The sequence below is a fragment of the Diaphorobacter sp. HDW4A genome (assembly GCF_011305995.1).
In the GTDB taxonomy this organism is placed as follows: domain Bacteria; phylum Pseudomonadota; class Gammaproteobacteria; order Burkholderiales; family Burkholderiaceae_C; genus Diaphorobacter_A.
Genome location: NZ_CP049910.1, coordinates 1,876,670 through 1,899,545 on the forward strand (window position 1 = coordinate 1,876,670; position 22,876 = coordinate 1,899,545).

Annotated in this window: 17 protein-coding genes and 3 pseudogenes; 17 read left to right on the plus strand and 3 right to left on the minus strand. The window is 62.2% G+C overall.

Translation table 11 applies throughout. The features are described from left to right. The first annotated feature begins 13 nt into the window (after positions 1–13). From G7047_RS08455 to G7047_RS08520, 14 genes are all read left to right on the plus strand, one after another. On the plus strand, positions 14–1,123 hold the full coding sequence (locus G7047_RS08455; RefSeq protein WP_166303509.1) for an acyl-CoA dehydrogenase family protein: 1,110 nt from the start codon (positions 14–16) through the stop codon (positions 1,121–1,123). A gap of 33 nt (positions 1,124–1,156) precedes the next feature. Then, positions 1,157–1,576: a MaoC family dehydratase gene (locus G7047_RS08460; RefSeq protein WP_166303512.1), complete on the plus strand. Its 420-nt coding sequence runs from the start codon at positions 1,157–1,159 to the stop codon at positions 1,574–1,576. 31 nt (positions 1,577–1,607) lie between these two features. Then, a complete protein-coding gene (locus tag G7047_RS08465; RefSeq protein WP_205904834.1) occupies positions 1,608–2,780 on the plus strand; it encodes a lipid-transfer protein in 1,173 nt (390 codons plus the stop codon). Between the two features lie 23 nt (positions 2,781–2,803). Next, positions 2,804–3,985, plus strand: coding sequence for an acyl-CoA dehydrogenase family protein (locus tag G7047_RS08470; protein ID WP_166303518.1), 1,182 nt, complete (start codon positions 2,804–2,806; stop codon positions 3,983–3,985). 74 nt (positions 3,986–4,059) lie between these two features. Further along, positions 4,060–5,871, plus strand: a complete 1,812-nt coding sequence (locus tag G7047_RS08475) for a long-chain-acyl-CoA synthetase (RefSeq protein ID WP_166303521.1) — start codon at positions 4,060–4,062, stop codon at positions 5,869–5,871. Further along, on the plus strand, positions 5,864–6,979 hold the full coding sequence (locus tag G7047_RS08480; protein ID WP_240939411.1) for an MBL fold metallo-hydrolase: 1,116 nt from the start codon (positions 5,864–5,866) through the stop codon (positions 6,977–6,979). Before G7047_RS08475 ends, G7047_RS08480 begins: the two co-directional genes overlap by 8 nt. Further along, on the plus strand, positions 6,976–8,178 hold the full coding sequence (locus G7047_RS08485; protein ID WP_166303524.1) for an acyl-CoA dehydrogenase family protein: 1,203 nt from the start codon (positions 6,976–6,978) through the stop codon (positions 8,176–8,178). Before G7047_RS08480 ends, G7047_RS08485 begins: the two co-directional genes overlap by 4 nt. A 43-nt stretch (positions 8,179–8,221) precedes the next feature. After that, positions 8,222–9,346 (plus strand): acyl-CoA dehydrogenase family protein, encoded by a 1,125-nt coding sequence (locus G7047_RS08490; RefSeq protein WP_166303527.1) that lies wholly within the window; start codon positions 8,222–8,224, stop codon positions 9,344–9,346. 1 nt (position 9,347) lies between these two features. Next, a complete protein-coding gene (locus G7047_RS08495; protein ID WP_166303532.1) occupies positions 9,348–11,096 on the plus strand; it encodes a class I adenylate-forming enzyme family protein in 1,749 nt (582 codons plus the stop codon). A gap of 567 nt (positions 11,097–11,663) precedes the next feature. Further along, positions 11,664–13,043 carry a DUF1329 domain-containing protein gene (locus tag G7047_RS08500; RefSeq protein ID WP_166303535.1) on the plus strand — a complete coding sequence of 460 codons (1,380 nt, stop codon included), beginning with the start codon at positions 11,664–11,666 and terminating at the stop codon, positions 13,041–13,043. A gap of 47 nt (positions 13,044–13,090) precedes the next feature. Beyond that, complete coding sequence (locus tag G7047_RS08505; RefSeq protein WP_166303538.1) at positions 13,091–14,647, plus strand: DUF1302 domain-containing protein; 1,557 nt, start codon at positions 13,091–13,093, stop codon at positions 14,645–14,647. Between the two features lie 168 nt (positions 14,648–14,815). After that, on the plus strand, positions 14,816–15,943 hold the full coding sequence (locus tag G7047_RS08510) for a dienelactone hydrolase family protein (RefSeq protein WP_240939412.1): 1,128 nt from the start codon (positions 14,816–14,818) through the stop codon (positions 15,941–15,943). Positions 15,944–16,097: 154 nt separating this feature from the next. Next, positions 16,098–16,427: a hypothetical protein gene (locus tag G7047_RS08515; protein WP_166303541.1), complete on the plus strand. Its 330-nt coding sequence runs from the start codon at positions 16,098–16,100 to the stop codon at positions 16,425–16,427. Positions 16,428–16,592: 165 nt separating this feature from the next. Then, the gene (locus tag G7047_RS08520; RefSeq protein ID WP_166303544.1) at positions 16,593–16,997 is read left to right on the plus strand and encodes an N-acetyltransferase; all 405 of its coding nucleotides are present in this window, start codon (positions 16,593–16,595) and stop codon (positions 16,995–16,997) included. 32 nt (positions 16,998–17,029) lie between these two features. Here the strand turns inward: G7047_RS08520 and G7047_RS08525 are convergent. Continuing rightward, a pseudogene (locus tag G7047_RS08525) lies at positions 17,030–17,330 on the minus strand (transposase); the annotation flags it as partial. A 66-nt stretch (positions 17,331–17,396) separates the two neighbouring features. Beyond that, positions 17,397–17,555: pseudogene (locus G7047_RS08530) on the minus strand (3-ketoacyl-ACP reductase); the annotation flags it as partial. Between the two features lie 76 nt (positions 17,556–17,631). Between G7047_RS08530 and G7047_RS08535 the strand changes: the two are divergent. The 3 genes from G7047_RS08535 (at position 17,632) to G7047_RS08545 (ending at position 22,107) form a co-directional block, all read left to right on the plus strand. Further along, positions 17,632–17,952 carry a LysR substrate-binding domain-containing protein gene (locus G7047_RS08535; RefSeq protein ID WP_166311958.1) on the plus strand — a complete coding sequence of 107 codons (321 nt, stop codon included), beginning with the start codon at positions 17,632–17,634 and terminating at the stop codon, positions 17,950–17,952. A 603-nt stretch (positions 17,953–18,555) separates the two neighbouring features. Beyond that, positions 18,556–20,784, plus strand: coding sequence for a TonB-dependent siderophore receptor (locus G7047_RS08540; protein WP_166303550.1), 2,229 nt, complete (start codon positions 18,556–18,558; stop codon positions 20,782–20,784). A gap of 177 nt (positions 20,785–20,961) precedes the next feature. Next, positions 20,962–22,107 carry a PepSY domain-containing protein gene (locus tag G7047_RS08545; RefSeq protein WP_166303554.1) on the plus strand — a complete coding sequence of 382 codons (1,146 nt, stop codon included), beginning with the start codon at positions 20,962–20,964 and terminating at the stop codon, positions 22,105–22,107. Between the two features lie 275 nt (positions 22,108–22,382). Here the strand turns inward: G7047_RS08545 and G7047_RS31475 are convergent. After that, a pseudogene (locus G7047_RS31475) lies at positions 22,383–22,625 on the minus strand (GNAT family N-acetyltransferase); the annotation flags it as partial. Between the last annotated feature and the right edge of the window lie 251 nt (positions 22,626–22,876).

Below are 22,876 nucleotides of genomic sequence, written 5' to 3' on the forward strand. Positions count from 1 at the left end.
GAGGAGTACGAACATGGATTTCCAACTCTCGGAAGACCAGCGCGCGTTCGCGGACATGGCGCAGAGCCTGTTCGCCGACTACTGCACCGACGACAAGCTGCGCGAGCACGACACCAGCGGCCAGCCCTACATGCAGGCGCTTTGGCAGCAGTGCGTGAGCGCCGGTCTGCACAGCATTCTGATTCCCGAAGCGGCCGGGGGCCTCGACCTTGGCATGACCGAACTGCTGGCCGTACTGGTGCAGCAGGGACGTGCACTCGCGCAGGTGCCGCTGTGGCAGGCGCAGGTGGCTGCGGCGACGCTCGCCAGGGTGCAAGGCAGCGCGGCGGCTGAACAGGCGGTGCAGGCCGTGATGGCGGGCGAGCTGATCAGCGTGTCGCTCGAAAACCTGACCAGCGCGCACGGCGCGCAATTGCGCCTTGAAGGCGGCAAGGTCTACGGCAAGCTGCATGCGGTGGCGCTGGGCGCGCAGGCCAAGTATCTGCTCGCGGTGGCCAAGGCGGCTGACGGCAACCGGCTGGTACTGGTCGATCTGGCGGCAGCCGGTGTGCAGAAGGTTGCCGGCATGCGCGAGGACTACTGCGGCGTGGCCGATCTGGCGCTGTTCGATGCGCCCGCGCTCGTCACGCTGGACGAAGCCGCCGTGTGCTCGCTGAGCGAGTACGCGGTCGCGAGCACTGCGGCCCTGCAGCAGGGCGTGACGCAGGCGCAGCTTGAGCGCACGGTGGCCTATGTCAGCGAGCGCAAGCAGTTCGATCGCCCGATTGGTTCGTTCCAGCTGGTGGCGGGGCAGATGGCCGATGGCTACATCCTCATGCAGGCCCAGCGCAGCGCGTTGAGCCAGTTGGTGTGGCGTCTCGACGAGCAACTGCCGAGCGCGCCCCAGGCCCATGCGCTGCGTGCGCAGTCCAACGAGCTTGGGCTCAAGGTGGGCCGTGTGGCGCAGCACGTGCATGGCGGCATGGGGGTTGATGTGACCTATCCGATGCACCGCTTCATGTTCTGGTGCCGCGCGCTGGCCGCCGAGATCGGCAGCGGCGAGCACCACCTCGAAGCCCTTGGCCAATGGCTGGCCGACAACGACACCCTTGGCTGGAAGTACGACCTTCCCGAAGCCCGCTGATGAGCCGCGAACAGGCGAACAGGAATAGACAACATGACCGCAACCACACACCCAAGCTTTGAATCGGTGACCACCGGCGACGAACTGCCATCGGTGACCGTGCCGATCACCGTGCCCCTGATCGCGGGCGGCGCCATCGCCACGCGCGACTACTTTCCAGGTCATCACGATCTGGAGGCGGCGCGCCAGCTCGGCTCGTCGCACATCTTCATGAACATCCTGACCACCAACGGTCTGGTGCAGAGCTATGTTGAAGGCTGGGCGGGCCCCAGGGCGCGCCTGATGGATCTGAAGATCAAGCTCGGCGCGCCGAACTACCCCGGCGACAGCATGAAATTCACCGCCTCGGTGACCGCCAAGAACGACGACAAGCGCAGCGTGCAGATCACGCTCAAGGGCACGAACTCCATGGGCTCGCATGTGAGCGGCACCGTGCAAGTGGCGTTTGCCTGAAACGATTCGGAGGAGACTTCCAGTGACTGACATGAACATTTCCGGACGTGCTGCGATTGCGGGTCTGGGCGCCACAGAATTTTCGAAGAACTCCGGCCGCACCGAGCTGCGTCTGGCGATGGAGGCCACGCTTGCCGCGCTGGCCGATGCGGGCATCGATCCCAAGGACGTGGACGGCTTCTCGTCCTACTCCGTGGACAAGGTGCCCGAGTACGAGATCGCCCGTCTGCTTGGCGCGCGCACGGTGAACTTCTTCTCGCAGGTGCCGCACGGCGGCGGCGCGGCCTGCGCGCCCATCCTGCACGCGGCCATGGCCGTGGCCACGGGCGTGTGCAAGACCGTGGTGGTGTACCGCGCGATGAACGAACGCAGCTGGTACCGCTTCGGCTCGGGCAGCTACGGCTTCGGCAGCACGCCGTTCTTCGACAACGTGAACTACGGCTGGTACATGCCGCACGGTTTTCACACGCCAGCCTCGTGGGTCGGCATGTTCGCGCGCCGCTACATGCACACCTACGGTGCGACCAGCGAAGACTTCGGCCGCGTGGCCGTGGCCGTGCGCGATTTCGCATCGACCAACCCCGCTGCATTCTTCTACGGCAAGCCGATCACACTCGAAGAGCATCAGGCCAGCCGCTGGATCTGTGAGCCGCTGCATCTGCTGGACTGCTGCCAGGAGTCCGACGGCGCGGTCGCCATGGTGATTACTTCGAGCGAGCGTGCACGCGACCTCAAGGCCAAGCCCGTGTTCATCAAGGCCGCAGCCCAAGGCGTGACCGAAGGCCAGCAGAGCATGACCTCGTTCTACCGCAAGGAAATCACCGGTCTGCCCGAGATGGGCCATGTCGCCAAGCAGTTGTGGACGCAAAGCGGTTTGACGCCCAAAGACGTGCAAAGCGCGATTCTGTATGACCACTTCTCGCCATTCGTGCTGCCGCAGCTCGAAGAATTCGGCTTCGTGCCGCGTGGCGAGGCCAAGGACTTTATTCGCGCCGGTGAACATGCGCGCGGCGGCTCGCTGCCGATCAACACCAACGGTGGCCAGCTCGGCGAGGCCTACATCCACGGCATGAACGGCATCGCCGAGGCGGTGCGCCAAGTGCGCGGAACGGCGGTGAACCAGGTGAAGAACGTGCACAACATGGTCGTCACCGCAGGTACGGGCGTGCCGACGAGCGGCCTGATTCTGGGCGACGAAGCCTGATCGCAGGGCAAGGAGAACACCACATGATGATCGACCTGACCCCCGAACAGCACGCGCTGCGCCTGAAGGTGCGCGACTACTTCCAGGCGCTGATGACGCCGGAACTCAAGGCCCGCATGCGCGGCGCGGAAAGCGGTGAGGAATACCGCTCCGTGATCCGCCAGATGGGCCGCGACGGCTGGCTGGCCATTGGCTGGCCCAAGGAATACGGCGGCCAGGGCCTCTCGGCCACCGAGCAGCTGATCTTCTTTGAAGAGGCCAACATTGCGGGCGCGCCGCTGCCCTTCGTGACCATCAGCACCGTCGGCCCCGCGCTGATGGAGCATGGCACCGAAGCGCAGAAGCAGGAGTTCCTGCCCGGCATGGCGAGCGGCGACATCGTCTTCGCCATCGGCTATTCGGAACCTGGCGCGGGCTCGGACCTCGCCGTGCTGAAAACGCAGGCGCAGCTTGAGGGCGATCTGCAAACCGGCCACTTCGTCGTGAACGGGCAGAAGCTCTGGACCTCGGGCGTCGAGTCGGCCGACTTCATCTGGCTGGCCGCACGCACCGACCAGAGCCTCGCGCGCCACAAGGGCGTGTCGATCATGGTGGTGGACACGCGCGATCCGGGCTTCTCGCACACGCTGATCCAGACAGTCGGCAACTTCACGGCGGCCACGTATTTCGACAACGTGCAGGTGCCCGCGCACCGTCTGATCGGCCAGCTCAACGGCGGCTGGAAGCTGATCACCGCGCAGCTCAACCATGAGCGTCTGGGCCTCGGTTCGTGGTCCGACAAGGTGTTCGCGCCGTTCACCAAGGTGCTGCAGTGGGCCAAGGCAAAGGACGAGCAGGGTCGCCGCGCGGTCGATCTGCCGTGGGTGCGCCGCAGCCTCGCCGAGTGCTACACGCGCTTGGAGGCGATGCGCCTCATCAACTTCCGCATAGCGGCCGATCTGGAAGCGGGAGCGATGGATGTGGGCCTCGCCTCGACCACCAAGGTCTATGGCTCGGAAGGCGTGGTCGAGATCCTGCACCGCCTGATGGACATCGTGGGCAGCAGCGCGCTGGTGCGTGGCGGCTCGGCCGCGTCGTACCTGATGGGCGAGCTGGAGTACGAGCTGCGTGCAGCAACCATCAACACCTTCGGCGGTGGCACGAACGAGATCCAGCGCGAGCTGATCGCCCAGTTCGGTCTGGGTATGCCGCGTCCGGTGCGCTGATCGACCGCTGCGCGCGGCCAGCGAGTTTGAAGAACAAAAGTCAACAGTCCAATAAAAGAGATGGAGACAACAAGATGAGTGTATCGACTGTCGTCCCGCGTGAGCAGACGCAGAAAATTCTGGATCGCCGGGCTCCGGTGGCGACCAGGTACATGGCGTCCACGCCGTTCACCACGACCGATCGGCTGGAAGACTGCGCCCGGCAGTTCGGCGCGAACGTATCCCTGATGGAAGGCGATCTGCGCTACACCTACGCGCAGTTCAACGCCCGCGCCAATCAGGTGGCGCGCGCGCTGCATGCCAAGGGCGTGCGCAAGGGCGACGTGGTGGCCCTGTCCATGGAAAACCGCTCGGCCTTCTTCTTTGCCTGGATGGGCATTGCCAAGACAGGCGCCGTGGCCGCGTTCCTCAACACGCATGTGAGCGGCAAGCCGCTCGCCCATGCGCTGGAGGTGACTGGCGCGCGCTACGCCATCGTCGGCGAGGAATGCATGCCGCGCTTTGCCGAGACGGAAGGAATCGGCGAGCACCTCGTCTACCTGCACTGGCCCGACGCGGAGCGCCCGGCGGCGGACGCACTGCGCGCCGGTTTCGGCGACGACCTGCAGCAGTTGGCCGCGCAGGAGCCATCCGACAACGTGCCTGTCGAATGGCGCGAGGACCTGCGCGCGGGCGACACGGCGCAGTACATCTTCACCTCCGGCACCACGGGCCTGCCCAAGGCGGCGGTGGTGAGCCACGCGCGCTGGCTGATGGCGGGCGACGCGATGAAGCTGCTCTGGGAGATTGCGCCGAGTGACTGCTTCTACTGCTTTCTGCCGCTCTATCACGGCGCGGCGTCGATGTCGGCCACGTCGACCGCGATGAGCGCGGGCGCGAGCCTGGTGGTGCGTCGCAAATTCAGCCGCAGCGAGTTCTGGAGCGACGTGCGTCGCTACCAGATCACCTGCTGCCAGTACGTGGGCGAGATCTGCCGCTTCCTGCTGAGCGCGCCGCCTCAGGCCAACGACAAGGAACATTCGCTGCGCAAGATGGCGGGCACCGGCCTCACACCCGAGATCTGGCAACAGTGGGTCAACCGTTTTGGCAGTCAGTTCCGCATCTACGAAGGCTGGGGTGGCACGGAGTCGAACACCAACACGGTCAACGTAGACAATCACGTCGGCTCCTGCGGGCGCGTGCCGTTCTGGGAGAAGACCAATCTGCGCCTCGTGCGCTACGACCAGGAAAAGGGCGACTACATCCGCGACGAAAACGGCTTCCTGCAACTGGCGGGCGTGAACGAGCCGGGCGAGGCGCTGGGCATGGTCATCCAGCATCCGGAAGTGGTGGCGGGGCGCTTCGAGGGCTACACCAACGTGGAAGCCACCGAGAAGAAGATCCTGCGCAACGTGTTCCAGCAGGGCGACGCATGGTGGTCCTCGGGCGACCTGTTGCGCTGCGACGAGCATGGCTACTGCTGGTTTGTGGACCGCATCGGCGACACCTTCCGCTGGAAGAGCGAGAACGTCTCGACCATGGAGGTGACCGATGCGCTGGTCGAGTTTCCGGGTGCCGACGCGGTCACCGTCTATGGCGTGCAGGTGCCGGGCCACGACGGCCGCGCGGGCATGGCGGCGCTGGTGATGTTGCCTGGCGTGGCGTTCGACGCTGACGGGTTCTGGAAGCTCGCGCTTGAGCGCCTGCCGCGCTACGCTGCGCCGCTGTTCGTGCGCCTGATGGACACGCCCGACATGACCGGCAACTACAAGCTGCGCAAGGTCGATCTGCAGAAGCAGGGCTTCGATGCATCGCTGGTGAGCGATCCGCTCTACATTCGTGACGACCGCCTCAAGACCTATGTGCCACTGAGCCCGCAGGCCATGGCGGAGGCGCTGCGTGGATAAGGCGGTGGCTGCCCCCGCGCCCGACACAGCTGCTGCGCGCCGCAAGCCTGAGTCGAAGCTGCGCTACCCCATCGAGCCGCCGCCGAGCGACGGCACGCTGGTGGAGATCGCCCCGGGCCTGTTGTGGGCGCGCGTGCCGATGCCGATGTCGCTCGATCACATCAACTGCTACCTGTTGCGCGACAGCTTTGAAGGCCGCGACGGCTGGGCGGTGGTGGACACGGGCCTCGGCATTCCGCGCACGCATGAGGTCTGGGAAAAGATCTTCGGCGAGACGCTGGCCGGCCAACCGATGACGCGGCTGATCTGCACCCACTGCCACTACGACCACGCGGGCGCCGCGCGCTGGATGCAGGAGCGCTTCGATGTTCCGCTCCTGATGACGTATGGCGAGTTCATGATGCTGCGCGGCCTCATGGGCCCGCCGCCCGATCCGCTGCCCGATATGCACCGCCTGTTCTACGAACGTGCGGGCGTGAGCGACGAGCAGCTCGATGAGATGGTCGGCGCGATGCGCAAGGACCCGTTCATGCCGCAGGCGCCATTCAACTACCAGCGGCTGCGCGCGGGACAGGTGCTCACCATCGGCGAGCGCGAATGGCGCGTGATCGTCGGCGAGGGGCATTCGCCTGAGCATGCCTGTCTCTACAACGCGCGTGACGGCCTGCTGATCGCGGGCGACCAGCTGCTGCCGCGCATCACCTCGAACGTGATGGTCTCGCCCATGGAGCCCGAGGGCAATCCGCTGCAGGTCTGGCTGGAATCCACGCTGCGCCTGGCCGAGTTGCCTGCGGACACGCTGGTGCTGCCATCGCATCAGGGCGTGTTCCTCGGTGTGCGTGAGCGCGCCCATGAGGTGGTGACGCACCATGAGCAGCAGTTTGACCAACTGCGCGCCCATCTGGCCACGGTGTCCGGCGCATCGGCCCGGGAGCTGATGCTGGTGCTGTTCACGCGCCTGCGCGGCCCGGTGGACCACCTCATGGCACTAGGGGAAACGATAGCCCATTTGAACCAGCTTCTGGCTGCCGGAGATCTCCAACGGGTGCGCGGCGCTGGCAAGATCGACACCTATGCGCTCGCACGACAAGAAGGAAAGACAACATGACAGAGCTCGACGATTTCAAACAGGAAGTGGCGACATGGCTGGACGGCAATTGCCCGCCCAGCATGCGCCGCCCGATCACGACCGAGGAGATGGTCTGGGGGAGCTCGAAGCTGCAGTTCCAGACCGAGGACCAGAAGCTCTGGTTCGAGCGCATGCGCGAGCGCGGCTGGTTTGCGCCGTCATGGCCCAAGGAATACGGCGGCGGTGGGCTGAACCCCAAGCAGAACCGCGTGGTCGAGACTGAAATGGCCAAGCGCGGCTGCCGCCAGCCGCAGTACAACCTGGGCGTGTGGATGTTGGGTCCGGTGCTGCTGGAGTTCGGCTCGCACGAGCAGAAGCTTGAGCATCTGGTGCCGATGATGAAGGGCCAGCAGCGCTGGTGCCAAGGCTTCTCGGAACCCAACGCGGGATCGGATCTGGCGAGCCTCAAGACCTCGGCGCGTCTGGTGAAGAACGAGGGCGGCGAGGACTACTACGTGGTCAACGGCGGCAAGATCTGGACCTCGGACGGCGACAAGGCCGACTGGATGTACGCGCTGGTGCGCACCGACAGCTCATCGAAAAAGCAGAACGGCATCAGCTTTGTGCTGATCGACATGAAGAGCCCGGGCGTGACGGTCAAGCCGATTGAGCTCATCAGCGGCAAGTCGAGTTTTTGCCAGGTGTTCTTCGACGAGGTGCGCGTGCCCGCGCGCCAGTTGGTGGGCAAGGAGGGCGAGGGCTGGACGCTGGGCAAGAAGCTGCTGCAGCATGAGCGCGCGGCGATGTCCAAGTTCACCGAAGGCGGTGCGCCGTCGGCCGATGCGCTGGCGGTGACGCTCCAATACATGGACCGCGATGCCGACGGCAAGCTGGAAGATGCCGCGCTGCGTCAGCGTCTTGCCGCTGTGCTGATGGATGCGCAGTCGTTCACGCTGACGCACCGCCGCGTTACCGAGATGGCGCTCGCCCGCAAGGACGTGAACGGCCCCGGCAGCATCATGAAGCTGGTGCAGACCGAGCAGGAAGTCGCCAAGTACGAACTGCTGGAGCAGGCCATGGGCCTGCGCGGCCTCGGTTGGGACGGCGAGGATTTCAGCACGGAAGAAATCGACCTGTGCCGCACCTGGCTGCGCACCAAGACCTACACCATCGCGGGCGGCAGCTCCGAGGTGCAGCTGAACATCATCGCCAAGCGCGTGCTTGATCTTCCCGCGTGAAGGCGGGTACGTTCGGCAGGAAACAGAAACGGGAGACAACGAAATGACGATGCTTTTGTCGCAGGAGCAGGAACTGCTCAGGGACAGCGCGCAGGCCTTTCTATCGGAAGAGGCCAACGTGGCACAACAACGCAAGCTGCGCGACCAGAAGGTGGCCGTGGGCTTTGATGCCAAGGTCTGGCAGCAGATGGTGGAGATGGGCTGGCCGGTGGCCGTGTTGCCCGAGGAGCATGACGGTCTTGCGGTCGGATATCTGGGCATGGGCGCGGTGTTCGAGACCATCGGCCGCCAGCTGTCGGCGCAGCCGCTCTTGACACAGGCGGTGATCGCGCCGGAGCTGCTGCTCCGTGCAGGCAGCAGCGCGCAGAAGTCGCAATGGCTGGCCGCGCTGGCCGGTGGTGAGAAGCGCATCGCGCTGGCGCTCGATGAAAAGTCGGGCCGCCATCTGCCCGCGCAGCTGGCTACGTGCGTGCAGAAAACCGACGGCGGCATGCGCCTGTCGGGCGAGAAGCACTTCGTGCTGGACGGCGTGGGCGCGGATGCATTCATCGTCGCCGCCGGCCCGCTGGCCGAGCTCACGCTCTGGTTGGTGCCCGCTGATGCCAAGGGCGTTTCTGTGCATGCCGTCAGCATGATGGACAGCCGCAACACCGCGCGCGTCGTGTTCGACAACGTCACGCTCAACGCCGACATGGCGTTGGCCGCCGAGCCCGCCCGCAAGGCGCTCGACGAGGTGCTGGACCGCGCGCGTGCCTGTCTGGCCGCAGAGGCTCTGGGTCTGCTGCGCGAGATCTTTGATCGCACCGTTGCCTACATGAAGGAACGTGTGCAGTTCGACGTGCAGATCGGTTCGTTCCAGGCGCTGCAGCACCGCGCGGCGCGCCTGTATGTGGAGCTGGAGCTGTTCGAGAGCTGCGTGCTCGCGGCTCTCGAGGCCATCGATGCAGGGCGCGAGGGCGATGTGGCCGAGCTCTGCAGTCTGGCCAAGGCCAAGGCGTCGGACCTTTGTGAGAAGATTTCCAACGAGGCCGTGCAGATGCACGGCGGCATCGGCGTGACGGACGAGCTTGATCTCGGCCTGTTCGTCAAGCGCGCCCGCGTACTGCAACGCACGCTCGGTGACGGTGTGTTCCACCGCGACCGCTACGCGACCCTGAAAGGATTCTGAGATGAGCAGCACCACGCCAAACAACCCCGCTCAGGCCGCCGCTCCCAGCGTCGCCGCTCAGGTCGGGGCGCTGCGCACGCAGCTCACTTCGCCGGGCGCGCCGTTCGAGCTCGCGCCGGTGACGCTCAAGGACGGCAGCACGGCCAGCGCCTACCGCAACGCCTTCCGCACCTTGCCCGACGTGCTCAATGCGGGCCGCGCGCATGGTCCGATGGAGTTTCTGATCTTCGGCGATGACCGCTGGACGTTCGACCGCTTCTTCGCCGCCGCCGACGCCGCCGCAAGCCGCCTGCAGAAGCAGTACGGCCTGCGCGCCGGTGACCGCGTGGCTATCGCCATGCGCAACCGCCCCGAATGGGCGGTTGCGCTGGTTGCCGCAGCCTTGCTGGGCGCCGTGCCGGTGCCGCTCAACAGCTTTGGGCTGAACAGCGAGCTGATGTCGAATCTGGAAGATACGACACCGACCTGGCTGATCTGCGATTCCGACCGATTCGAACGTGTGGGCGGCAGCCTCGGCGAGTTGAAGATGGTTCCCAAGGTGGTCGTCGTGGACGGCGAGGGCGGCGATGTGCGCTGGAGTGATCTGATCGCGCCTGGGCACGATGGCTATGACGCCCCCGAACTCTTGCCTGACGATAGGGCGCTGATCCTCTTCACCTCCGGTGCCACGAGCCGCGCCAAGGGTGTGGAATCGAATCAGCGCGCGGTGTGCCAGGCGATTTTCAACATTGACTACATCAGCGCCGTGGCAGCCATGTCTTCGCCCGAGGCGGTGGGCCGTATCATGGCGCGCAAGCTGCAGCCAACCACGCTGTCGGCCGTGCCGCTGTTCCATGTGAGCGGTCTGCATGCGCAGCTGCTGATCTCGCTGCGCCATGGGCGCCGTCTGGTGTTTGTGCACCGATGGGACCCGCAATCGGCCATCGAAACCATCCGCAAGGAAAACGTCACGCAGTTCAACGGCGCACCCAGCATGGTGCAGCAGCTCATCGCCCAGCCGGGCTTCGAGCTGCCAGAGAATTCGGGGAATCTGTCGGGTCTGGGCTTTGGCGGCGCGGGCCTGCACCAGCGGCTCATCACCGATGTGCTCGAAAAATTTCCGGGCCGCATGTCGGGCATCGGTTTTGGACTCACCGAGTCGAATGGCGTGTGCGCGGCCTGCTCGGGTCGCTTGTTTGAGGAACATCCGGCCGCGTCCGGTGCGCTGTCGCCGATCATCGATATCCGCATCGCGGGCGTGAACGGCGAGGCCCTGCCAGCAGGTGAGTCGGGAGAGGTCTGGCTGCGCGGCGTCTCACTGATGCAAGGCTACTGGGGCCAACCCAAGGCGACCGAGGCGGTCATGCAGGACGGCTGGTTCCGTACCGGCGACATCGGTGTGATCGATGCGAACGGCGTGCTCACCATCGTAGATCGCATCAAGGACGTGATCAACCGCAGTGGGGAAAAGATCGCCGCCGTTGAGGTGGAGTCCTGTCTGATGCAGCACGATGCGCTAGAGGAGGCTGCGGTATTTTCCATGCCGCACGAGGTGACGGGCGAGCAGGTTGTGGCCGTGGTGGTCGGCAAGCCCGGGGCGGAGGTGTCCGAAGGCGCGTTGCGGGAGTTTGTTTCGCAGCGATTGGCGGCTTACAAGGTGCCCAATCTCATCGTTGTGCGAGGACAGCCCTTGCCACGCAATCCCGCAGGCAAGATGCTCAAGTCCAATCTGCGCAAGCTAGTTGACGAGTTGAACGGGACAGCCGTTTAGTTGTTCCTAGGTAGAGGTTCTTTCAGACCCCGCAAGCTTTTGGGCTTGCGGGGTTTTTTGTTTTTGGTTTGTTTTGTACGCAGCCTTTGGCTTCGGTGGTGGGTCATTTGGGGGCGCAGATATGGGGCTTGATCCTGCGTTGCAGCTCCTTGCCGAACCGAAGTACGGGCCGTGCCGGCGCGCCTTGTCTCAGGCCTCCTCACTGCTTTGTGGTGGGGTGTTCGGGTTGCCGTTGGGCTTCGTTGGCCCGCTGTTTTGAATGCAGGGAGGTTTCAGTACCGTTGTTTTTTGTTTTTGGGTGACGGCATTTGCTTCTCTGATTCTTGTTGTCTGCTCCGTTCTTTGTTCTCGATGTCTCCAATGCGCTTGATTTTCTTGGGGGGCTTGTCCAAACGGACGAATGGCTAGGGGTCTGTCAGTAGTCTCATCAGACGATGGTGAAAAGGGCGGCGGCGCGGAGTATCCGGATGCCAGAAAGATTTGGCGAATTCATTGTCTGGAAGCGGGGACGTACCTGCTTTCATGACGGCCAATGCTTTGAGAAACCTAACCTCGAGGAGACAGAAGATGAAGAGCGTGATGAGCAAGACCCCACTCGCGTTGGCGGTGGTCTTGATGATGGCGGGCAGTGCGTGGGCCAAGGTGCCTGCGGCTGAGGCGGAGCGTCTGGGCAAGGATCTGACCTGCAATGGTGCGATCAAGGCTGGCAACAAAGAGGGCACGATCCCCGAGTTCACCGGCAAGTGGGCGGGCGCGCCTGCGGGCACCGAGTTCGTGAAGTCGAGCGGCAAGCATCCTACGGACTACTACGCTGACGAAAAACCGATTTTCGTGATCACCGCAGAGAACGCGGAGAAGTACGCCGACAAGCTGAGCCCCGGCCTCAAGGCCATGTTCCAGAAGTATCCCAAGACCTTCAAGATTCCGGTCTACACGGGTCACCGCGATTTCCGTTATCCGGACGATGTGTGTGCGGTTGTGAAGAAGAATGCGCTCGAGGCAGAAGTGACCGACGGCGGCATGGGCGTGAAGGGCTTCATGGGCGGCATTCCGTTCCCGATCCCCAAGGATGGCAACGAAGCCCTTTGGAACAACCTGATCCCCGCGCGTGCCTACACCGAGTCCATCATCCGTGACATGGGCAACGTGCTTTCCGATGGCTCCATCACCTGGGGCCGTATGGAGAACAACAACCTGGACATGACCAGCAACCCGTCCAATCGTGGCAAGCCAATCGAAGGCGTGATGGCTTACTCGATGTCGCGTGGCTTGCTGCCCGAGCGTGAAAAAGGTGGCGTGACGGTCTCCAGCGAACCGCTGAACTTCAAGAAGGACAAGCGCCTCGCTTGGAGCTACGACGCCGGTACCCGCCGCGTGCGTCAGGTGCCCGAGTACGGTTTCGACCAGCCTATGGTGGGCACGGGCGGCAAGCTGACCATCGACTCCGATCGTCTGTTCAATGGCTCGCCAGAGCGCTACAACTGGAAGCTCAACGGTCGCCACGAGATGTTCATTCCGGCGAATACGTACAAGATCCACCAGCCCACGGTGAAGTACAAGGACTTGCTGACGCCTCAGCATGCCAACCCCGACTTCATGCGCTATGAACTGCGCCGTGTCTGGGTGCTGGAGGGCACGCTCAAGGAAGGCTTCCGCCATCTCTACGGCAAGCGAGTGATGTTCATTGACGAGGACACCGGTCAGGCCGTCATGGGCGACATGTACGACGCACGCGGCCAACTCTGGCAGTTCGCGCTGATCAACTACTACTACTCGCCGGACATCAACGCCTGGCACGCAGGCACGTCGTTCTATCACGACCTGAACTCGGGCAGCTACATGGCCTACAACATGTTCCAGGAACGCCAGACCGGCCCCGTCCTGAACAAGGGCAATCTCACACCGTCCATGTACACACCACAGGCCGCCCGTGAGCTGGGCAACTGATTGATTGATCGATTCATTTATTGATTCAACCAGACGAGTCACACAACATGCGCAAAATTACTACAAGCCTCACACCGGTTGCAGTCGCGGCACTGCTTTCATTGGGTACGGGCATTGCACAGGCGGGGGAGACAGTGGACCTGGGCGATGGCCTGAAGTTCGACTGGCGCCTGAACGCGAACTACACGCTGGGCACCCGCGTCAAGAGTCCTGACGCTTTGCTTTCGAGCGCGGCGAAGAACGCCAACGGCAACGACGGGGACAGCAACTTCAAGAAGGGTGCAATCACGGCCAACCGCATCGCCACGCTGTTCGAGAGCAAGCTCTCCAAGGGCAGTTCGGGGCTGGTGTTCACGGCGGCATCGTTCTATGACGATGCCTACCACGGTGCCAACGACAACAACCCAGCGTCGACGAATCCCAACGCGGTGAACTCGCAGGCGCCGTTCAACCATTTCAACAGTTGGACCGAGCGCTACCATGGCGGCTACACCCGTCTGCTGGACACCTATGCCTACACCGGCTTCGACATCGGCCAGACCCGCGCCACCGTGCGCCTGGGTCGCCATGTCGTGAATTGGGGCGAGTCGTCCTTCTTCGCCAACATCTCGGCCGCACAGGGTCCGTTCGACGGCACCAAGTCGGGCATCCCGGGCACCGAAGTGAAGGAGGCGATTCTGCCGGAAGACCAGATCTCGGCATCGCTGGAAGTCACGCCGGAACTCACGCTGCTGGGCCATGCGCAGTTCGGTTTCCATGAAACCATTGCGCCCGGAGTCGGCTCGTTCCTGAGCACCAGCGACGTGACTGGTCCCGGCTCGAGCTGCCTCGGACCCTATATGGCCAACGGCGTCTGCAAGGGAGTGAACAAGGGCAACGACATCCGTCCGGGCAAGACGGGCCAGTGGGGTATCGGCTCACGTTACCGGGTGACAAATGAAACTGAAGTTGGCCTGTATTACCTGAACTACAACGATCGCACACCGATGGTGTATGTGCGTCCGGACTACAGCGCCTACAACATTCGCTACTTCGACGACATCAAGCTGCTTGGCACAACCGTCAGCACCTCGTTCGGCAAGGTCTCGGCTTATGGCGAATTTTCCTACCGCAAGGGCGCACCGGCGCTGGTGGGATCGGCATCGACTGCGGTGCGTGCCAACATCATGCAGGGCAATATCGGTGGCTTCTACAACGTGGGCCGTACGCCGCTGGCTGACGACATGCAGTTCCTGGCCGAACTCTCCGCAGTGCGTATTAACAGCGTGGACGGCTACAGCACCGATGACCTGAGCTTCAAGACCCGCAACGGTCTGGCGTTCTCTGGCACCTGGGTGCTGAGCTATCCTGGCATTGTCGAAGGCTGGGACATGACTGTGCCGCTCAGCTACTCGCGCCAACTGCGCGGCCGCACGTTGGCCGGGGGGGTGGGAGGTCAAGGCGATTCACGTTTCAGTCTTGGTGTGAACTTCGTTCGCAAGGGTGCACTCACGATCGGGGTGACGTATCTGGGCTATCTGGGCGATGCTTCGCTGGACGCCAAGACGTACCGCGCGATGGTCGACCGCGATCAGCTGTCGGTCAACCTCAAGTATTCGTTCTGATGCGTTGATCGCGAAACACCGGCGGAAAAAACGTGTTCATTTCCTCATATTTGCTGATTTGATTACGCCACGCTTTTCCGCCGTTGCACGCAACAAGTCGCTCGCCGCTCTCCCAGCATTTGGCGCGGGGCAGGCGACGGGTGCAGGGATTTTTTCGGGAGACACGCCATGCTGCGCACCCATCTCAACCGGTTGTTCACGCCGGTCATCATCTTTTTCGCGGGTGTTCTGAGCACCTCAGGCATCGCAAGCGCACAGTCCGTTGCAGACCTTTTTCCGTCGCTGCCCGCCATGCCGCAGATGGCACCGATGGCCCCAGCCACTGTCCTGCTCAGCGATACTCAAGGCAATATCCGATTCAACAGCAGCAGCCCCTACGATCTGGACGTGCTGCTCCATCAACCTACCAAGGCCGCGCCCACCGCAGGCATGGGCCGACTGCTTCTGCCTCCGCAGGCGAGCGACGCCACGCCCGTGCCCGCCATGGTGATCCTGCCCGGCGGCTCCGGCGTGATGCCAGGTCGCGAGGGTGAGATGGCGCAGATGCTCATACGCAATGGCATCGCCGCTTTGGTTGTGGACTATTACCAGCCGCGCGGCATCAACGACGACACGCCGTATCGCATCAAGCTCCTCGGCGCGTCCGAGTTCGACGTGATGGCCGACGCCTACGCCGCACTGCGCGCGCTGAATCGCCACCCAGCCATCGACGCCCGCCGTATCGGCCTCATTGGCTACTCGCGCGGCGGCATGGTCGCCCGCATGAGCATGGACGAACGCATGCGCGCCAAGCTCGCCCCGCGCGTGCCGCCATTTGCGCTGCACGTGGATTTCTACGGCCCCTGTTTTGAAGAGCTGCGTACCCAGAAGACCACCGGCGCGCCGCTGCTGAGCTTCCGCTCGGGCGAAGATGCATCGAACGATTTGGTGGCCTGCGCCACCGCCGAAAGCCGCCTGCGCAAAGCGGGCTCACTGGTCAACGCCGTGGTCTTCGCCAAGGCCGGCCACGACTGGGATAGCAGTGAACCCCGCACCGTAGCCGAGCGCCCCTATCTGCGTGGCTGCACCGTGAAGTTCGACGCCAACGCCATCCCCAGCGTGCGCGGCCACGCGCTCATCCCCGCCAACGCCAAGCCCGACCGCGAAACCCGCATCAAACTGCGTGCACAAAGCGGAAAACTGCTGGGCGACTGCGTGAAGATCGGCTACGTGAGCGGCCGCGACGACGAGGTGAAGAGCGCCTCGCAAAGTGTGCTCATGCACTTTTTGACCTCACAGATGGGAGCGGGGGATTGAGCGCCCGGCGCGAAAACGTGTAGAGACTCAACCAAGAGCCCATGCCCACGTTCGCGCTGCGCTCAAGTCGATGTGATATACACGCCGACTTGAGAGCGTGCTGGACACCATTCAAAGATTCTTCAAATCACCCTTTGTGCGCCGTTTCGCGGCCATGCGACGCTCCAGATGGGCGTTCGGGATCGCGCTCGCATTGGCATTTCTGTCGCTGGGGGCCTCGTCACTGCTTCTTTACTGGGCCACATGGCCGGTCATCGGCGTGTGGTTTCCGCAGATGGGCAAGTGGAGCGGCGACTGGGTCTGGGGCGGCATTGCCGGTGTGGCCATGTTCTGGCCAGCCGCTTTTCTTGCTGCGGGGGATCAGAACCAGATTCTTCTGGAGAAAAACGCCTTGACCGCACGCCGCCGGGCAGGCTATGCCGCTGTGCTGTGGGGCAGTGCGGCGCTGCTGTGGCTCATGGTGTTGTTTGATCAGTTTGGGTGAGGGGTTCAGCGTGCGCCCTCTGCATAGATAAGCTGCACCGACGATTGCCATTGAGCGCGTAAGCCATTTCTAAAAGTACGGTTTTGTAGAATGAGGCTCGAGCAAAGCTAGGGATACGCGTTGATAGCAATCAGGGAAATCAACAAAGAAAACGTCTTCGATGTGATGGAGTTGACCTCCAATAGAGACGGAGTCGGCACAATTTTGGAGGAACATTTGTGCGCCAATGCGGTGTCAATTGCGGAGGCTAAATACTTTCCGGACATGTGCCCGAGGGCCATCTACAGTCAAGACCAGTTGATCGGGTTCTTCATGTTTCGCCGCAGTATTGAGCTGCCTGACGAGGTGGAAATTTGCCGCTTCATGCTCGATCACAAGTTTTCGGGTAAAGGGCTGGGAAGACTCTCTTTCAAGGAAATTCTTGACTATTTCAGGCGAGCCAATGTCAAAACTGTGCTCTTGATGCTCGAGGAGCACAATATCGTAGCCAAAAATCTGTACATGTCCTTTGGGTTTCAATTTACCGGAAATATTGAAAAGGAGGAGCATTTCTACAGATTGGCCATTTGATGCTTGGATTGGGCGGTCCGGTGAAACCACCTCATCATTTCATGGCCTGGGCGAAGAAAGCCGATGCTTTTTTATAAGGTCTACGTCCTCCTTCAATCGCTGATTCTCCCGCTCGAGCTGGCGAATACGTTGCTGCTCAGGTGTCAGAGGCAAGCCGATCCCGCGCTTGCCTCTGCTCTCGGCGTCATGCTGGGCAACCCAGCGGCGCACGGCAGAGTCCACCAGCTTGAGGTCTTTGCAGACTTGCCCAACCGGCAAGCCTTGCTCTTTGATCATCATGACGACTTGCAGCTTGAAGGCCGCGTCGAACGTTCTACGGGATGTGGATGCCATGTTCTGTATGTCCTCAGGGATTCGTTGTTCCCTTATCGAGGCGTCTGTTCAAATTGGACCATGACACGCCTCGGGGTCGGATACATCGGCCTGCACGGCACAGGCGCGGCCGCCTTGCGCGACGACGGCATCGACCACCCCCTTCGCTTCCACATGGTTGCCCGCATAGTTAACCGCTACGGCATGGCCGTCGCGGGCCAACCGCAGTGCGACGGCCGCACCGATGCCGCGCTAAGCGCCGGTGACCAGGGCGATGGAGTGAGGTACAGGGAGGGTGTTCATCTGAGGTGTCCTAAAAGGTCTGGGTTGCAAGGAAGCAGGATCATCAGGCGATGCTGTACTTAGCGATGGCGAGAATCGCACCGTCCAGCGACGCGGGCCCGTTTCGGTCAGTAGCGCCTACGGCTACACGGCCTGCTGCCTGGCAGGCATGGGCTTCATCCAGGCGCCGCGCTACTTCGTGGAAAAGCACCTACAAAGTGGCGAGTTAATGGAGGTGTTCACCGACTGGGCACCAACTCCACTGCCAGTGTCGGTGCGCTACCCGCATACGCGGCATCTGTCGCCGCGAGTGCGGGTATCCATTGAATGGGTGGCCGAATGCATGGCCGTGGCCAACTAACCTAAATGTAATGTGACTCACACTCAGCAGAGAGCAACCACGGCAAGTTCAACTTCAGGCTGATTGCAGTCGTTCAGCTGTGACAGTTCAATGACTGCTGAGGCGGATAGCGGAAGCTCATCGGAGATCACGCTGAATTCCTGCGCGTACGAGGGAACGTTGACCCAGTTCGCCTGCGAGGCTCGCTTTGGACGGCTATGAAGTGGACAACCTGACACATGCCGCGATCTCCATGGCGACCCCGCAGCGTACGCACAAGGCCAATCGGATCAGCGAGTTGCTGCCACATCGACGGCAGTCTGTCGCTGCGGCATGAGTCACGGAAGATCGTTACGTCCCGTGGGCAAGATGAGATGGCCGGAGGCTTACTTTGCCATCTCAAACGACCACCGATTATCTATATGGCCGTAGGGCCATTTGGAGCGCGCTTCCTCTGAGCGAGAGTCTAGTCCGACGGCGGATTGACGTTTTTAGGCATCAACGACAGCACATAAATTCTAATGAGGCTCATTCTCATTAAAATTCTTTGCAATTCTTTACTGGCGGTCTGCATCGACCACCTGCCTTATGGCTTGCATGGGGTGCATCTACCTCTCTTTTCTTATGCCTTTTCGACCTATTCCAAGCGCGCGTCTGAACTGCTGTGCCACTGCAGTTGCAGCAGCAGTCGCCACACTCGTCAACCCTGCCGCCATGGCCCAGACGCAAGATCAGGCAGGCACCCAGACAACGATCACGACGCCAAGTACATTGGAGTCGGTGAACGTCGTCGGCAATTGGCTGGATGGCGATATGCCCAGCGCCGAAAAGGTTCTTGAGCATCCCGGCGCGCGCACCATCGTGGAGCGCGAGCGCATTCAGGAAAGCGGCGCGGCCACGCTGCGCGAGGCCTTGCGGCTCGTTCCCGGCGTGCAGGTGCAGGACAGCAACGGCACGGGCGGCAGCGACATCTCGCTGAATCTGAGCGTGCGTGGCCTCACGGCGCGTCTGTCTCCGCGCTCCTACATCCTGCAGGACGGTGTGCCGATTTCGTATGCGCCTTACGGTCAGCCTCAGTTGTCGCTTGCGCCGGTGGCGCTGGGCAATCTGGAATCGGTGGACGTGGTGCGCGGCGCGGGTTCCGTGCGCTACGGCCCCCAGAACGTGGGCGGCATCATCAACTTCACCACCCGCGCCATTCCCAAGACCTTCGGCGGCGAAGTCTCGGTGGGCACCGAAATCTACGGCCACGGCGGCAATGTCAAGGCCACGCCCAGCTTCTTTGTGGGCGGCACGAATGAATCCGGCCTGGGATTGGCGGTGCTGTACTCCGGCACGCATGGCGAGGGTTGGCGCAGCGGCAACGACAAGGTCGATCTGGACGATGTGCTGATCAAGAGCCAGTACAAGATCGATAACAACAGCAGCATCTCGGCCGCCCTGCACCACTTCGAGGCCAAGGGCCAGATGCCCGGTGGCCTGACGACGGCGCAGTACAAAGCCGATCCGTTCCAGAGCACGCGCAACTACGACGAGTTCAGCGGCCGTCGCACCGATGGCTCGCTCAAATACAACTACAAGGATGGCCGCAACAGCTTTGAGGTGCTGGGCTACTACGTGGATTCCTTCCGTGGCAGCTACATCGAGCGCGATGCCACGGGTGCCAACGCCGGCAAGCGCAGCCTGACCGGCGCGCCGCGCGACTACAGTTACTACGGCGTGGAGCCACGTTTTTCGCGCATCTTCGAAACCGGCTCCGTGGTGCAGGAAGTCAGCGTGGGCTATCGCTACTTGAAGGAAAAGAGCTCCGAGACATCACTCGCAACTTCGGGCTTCTACGTTCCCGGTCAGGTCAATGCCATGCAATTGCCGATTGGAACCACACAAACCAGCCAAGGCGGCACCACGGCCAATGCCTTCTATGTAGACAACCGCATCGACATCGGTGATTGGACGGTGACTCCCGGCGTACGCTACGAGCGCATCCGCTCGTTCAACAACGTCGTGGACTATCGCGGCACCACAGCCACGGCGACGTTCCCCAAGGCCAGTGCCAACGAGTGGCTGCCCACCCTGTCGGTGCTGTACCGCGTCAATAGCAACTGGGCGGTATTTGCCAACGCGGGCAAGTCGTTCGGCCCGCAGCAATATGCGCAATTGGCCCAGTCGTCGAACAACCAGCTCTACCCTGAGTCGGCCAAGACCTATGAGGTCGGCACACACTACAAGAGCGATACCTGGAACGGCGAGTTGACGTTGTTCAACATCGACTTCGACAAAGAGCTGTTCCTCGACCGTCCCGGCGATGGCACGGGCAACGGCATCTGGACCGATCTGGGTGCGACTCGTCACCGTGGTCTAGAGTCGGCTCTGCGCTATGACTTCGGCAAGGACTATCCGGCGCTCAAGGGCTTCTCGCTGGGCGGAAACTACACCTTCACCCAGGCCACCAGCCAAGCTGGCCCGTTTGCGGGACGCGATCTGCCGCTGTACTCGCGCCACACCGCCGGACTTTCGGCACGCTATGCGACCGAGCGCTGGACCTTCAACGCCGAAGTGACAGCCCAGTCCAAGCAGCGCTCGCCAGGCACGCCGGGCACCAGCGCCAAGCCTAACTCCTACATCACGCGGGAAGATGCCAACGGCAATCTGGGCAATATCCCCGGCTTCGGAATCGTCGGCCTGCGTGCCAGCTATCAGGCTGGTGCAGAGCTGCGCAATCTGCGCCTGACCGTGGGCGTGAAGAACCTGTTCGACCGCCGCTACTTCACCCGTTCCACCGATAACAACGGTGGCGGCAAGTACGTGGGCATGCCGCGCAGTGTGTATCTGCAGGCTTCGCTGCCGTTCTGAGTGGAAACACCCCCTGAGTCGCTTCGCGCCTTCCCCCTCTCTCGTAACGCTTCGCGTTTCGGGAGGGGGACGCAGTCCTCGGTGCGGGGCGGCCCTTCCTCGACTGCTCTCGCTTGGGCTGCGCCAGTTTCATGTGCTGCGGGTGACGCGAAGCGCCATGGATAACTGATTTTCTGAATGACTGCTCTTCGATCCCTGTGGCTGCGGCTGCACCGCTGGTTTGCCCTTGGACTGGGCTGGCTGTTGATATTGGGCGGACTCACCGGAGCCATGCTCGTCGTGGCCCAGCCGCTGGATCGCTGGCTGAACCCGCAGCTCTTTCAAGCCCAGCCCACATCGGGCGCTGCAAGCGGTTCAAACCGCACTGCATCGCTTGAGCCCATCGTTGCTGCTGTACGCAATGAATTCGGCTTCCAGGTTTCCATACGCTTCAAGCTCCCCCAGCAGGACGGCGATTCGCTGTGGCTGCGGGTGCAAACGGGTGACTGGCGCGGCACGATTTATCTGAATCCCGTCACCGGCGAGGAACAGGCCCGCCGTGGCGAGACCGAGGGTTTTGTCAACACGCTGTTCAAGCTGCACAGCGACTTGCTGCTGGGCGACACCGGCAAAACCATTCTGGCCTGGGTCGCGCTCGCCTACATGCTGCTGCTGATCACCGGCGTGATTCTGTGGTGGCCCAAGCGCTGGCCCGGCAATTGGCATATCGAGCTGAACAAAAGCCTGGTGCGCGCCTTGTTTGATCTACACCGCATCGGCGGCATCGTCATGGGACTGCTGATCGCGGCCTCCGTCATCACGGGCGCGTATCTGGCCTGGCGTCCGCTGGGCGAAGTGCTCAACTTTGTCAGCGGCACAACTCCGATCAAAGCGCCCAAGCTGCCCGCATTGCAGGTGGATGCGGACAAGCCATTGCCCAAGCCTCCAAGCCTCGACGCAATGGTGGAAATCGCCCGCGCCGCCATGCCCGATGCACAGATCAGCTTTGTGCAAGTGCCCGCCAATGCCAAGCAGGTCATGCGCATCCGGTTTCGCGCCAATGACGAGCCGCATCCCAACGGCATCAGCTCGGTCTGGCTGGATCCGCGCACCGGCGCAGTGTTGGCGGCGCAGCGCTGGAATGAGATGGACCCGGGCACAGGTGCCGCCGCCATCGCCTATCCATTGCACACAGGCGAGCTTGGAGGCGTGACCCTGGAAATTGTGGCTGCCCTCAATGGCTTGGCGCTGGCGGGCCTCGGCATCAGCGGAGTTTGGCTGTGGTGGCGCAGACGCAAGGCGCGTAAGCATGTGAATCGTGGATATGAGCATGTGCATCGGTAAACATGCACAAGCGGGTTCATTTGCCCACGGCTTCTGGGCCGTTGAACAACCTTACCGAAACCGTGAGTTCGTTATGTGCAGCTGTGATCGTCAGCATCTGCTGCCAGCCAAATTAGGCTGATTGCAGTCGTTCAGTTTTGTCAGCCCAATGACTGCTGAAATCGACAGCGGACGCTCATCAATGTTCCCTTTGAATTCAGGAGCGCACAAAAGAACGTTGCCCCAGTCCGCCAGCGAATTGGAGCTGCCGACCCGAGCAGGCCGTCAAAACCACATCAAGACTTGTCACCGTTACTCGAAAAATGGCCGCTAGTCCAAGACAACTCGATGTGAGTTCGGGTTTCGCTAACGTGAAATTCAAGGCGTTCGTAGAGCTTTTGAGCAGGTTTATTGTTTCGGAATACTCCGAGCCGAATGGGTATTCTGAGTGTATCGGCGCGGGACTGAAAACCTTTCAAAAGCATGGCACCAATGCCTTTGCCATGTGCATCGGCTGAAACAGCAATGTCTGAACATAGATTTGATCTTCTCGTTCAAGGATTTGGATGCGTCCAGCGATGCGACCATTAGTCTCAACGCCGGAGATTTCTGCAGCGGCAAACTCCGATGCAAAATTTCCGTGTTGCCAGTCTTCATCCTGTCCCCATAACCCATCGATGCGTCAGCGCAAAACGGGCAAGCATGCGCCCATCTGATTCGTGCAGAGAGCCCTTGGCGAGTTTGCACCGACCCGTTGATGCATGGCGACTCTCGTGCTGCACTCTTTTTT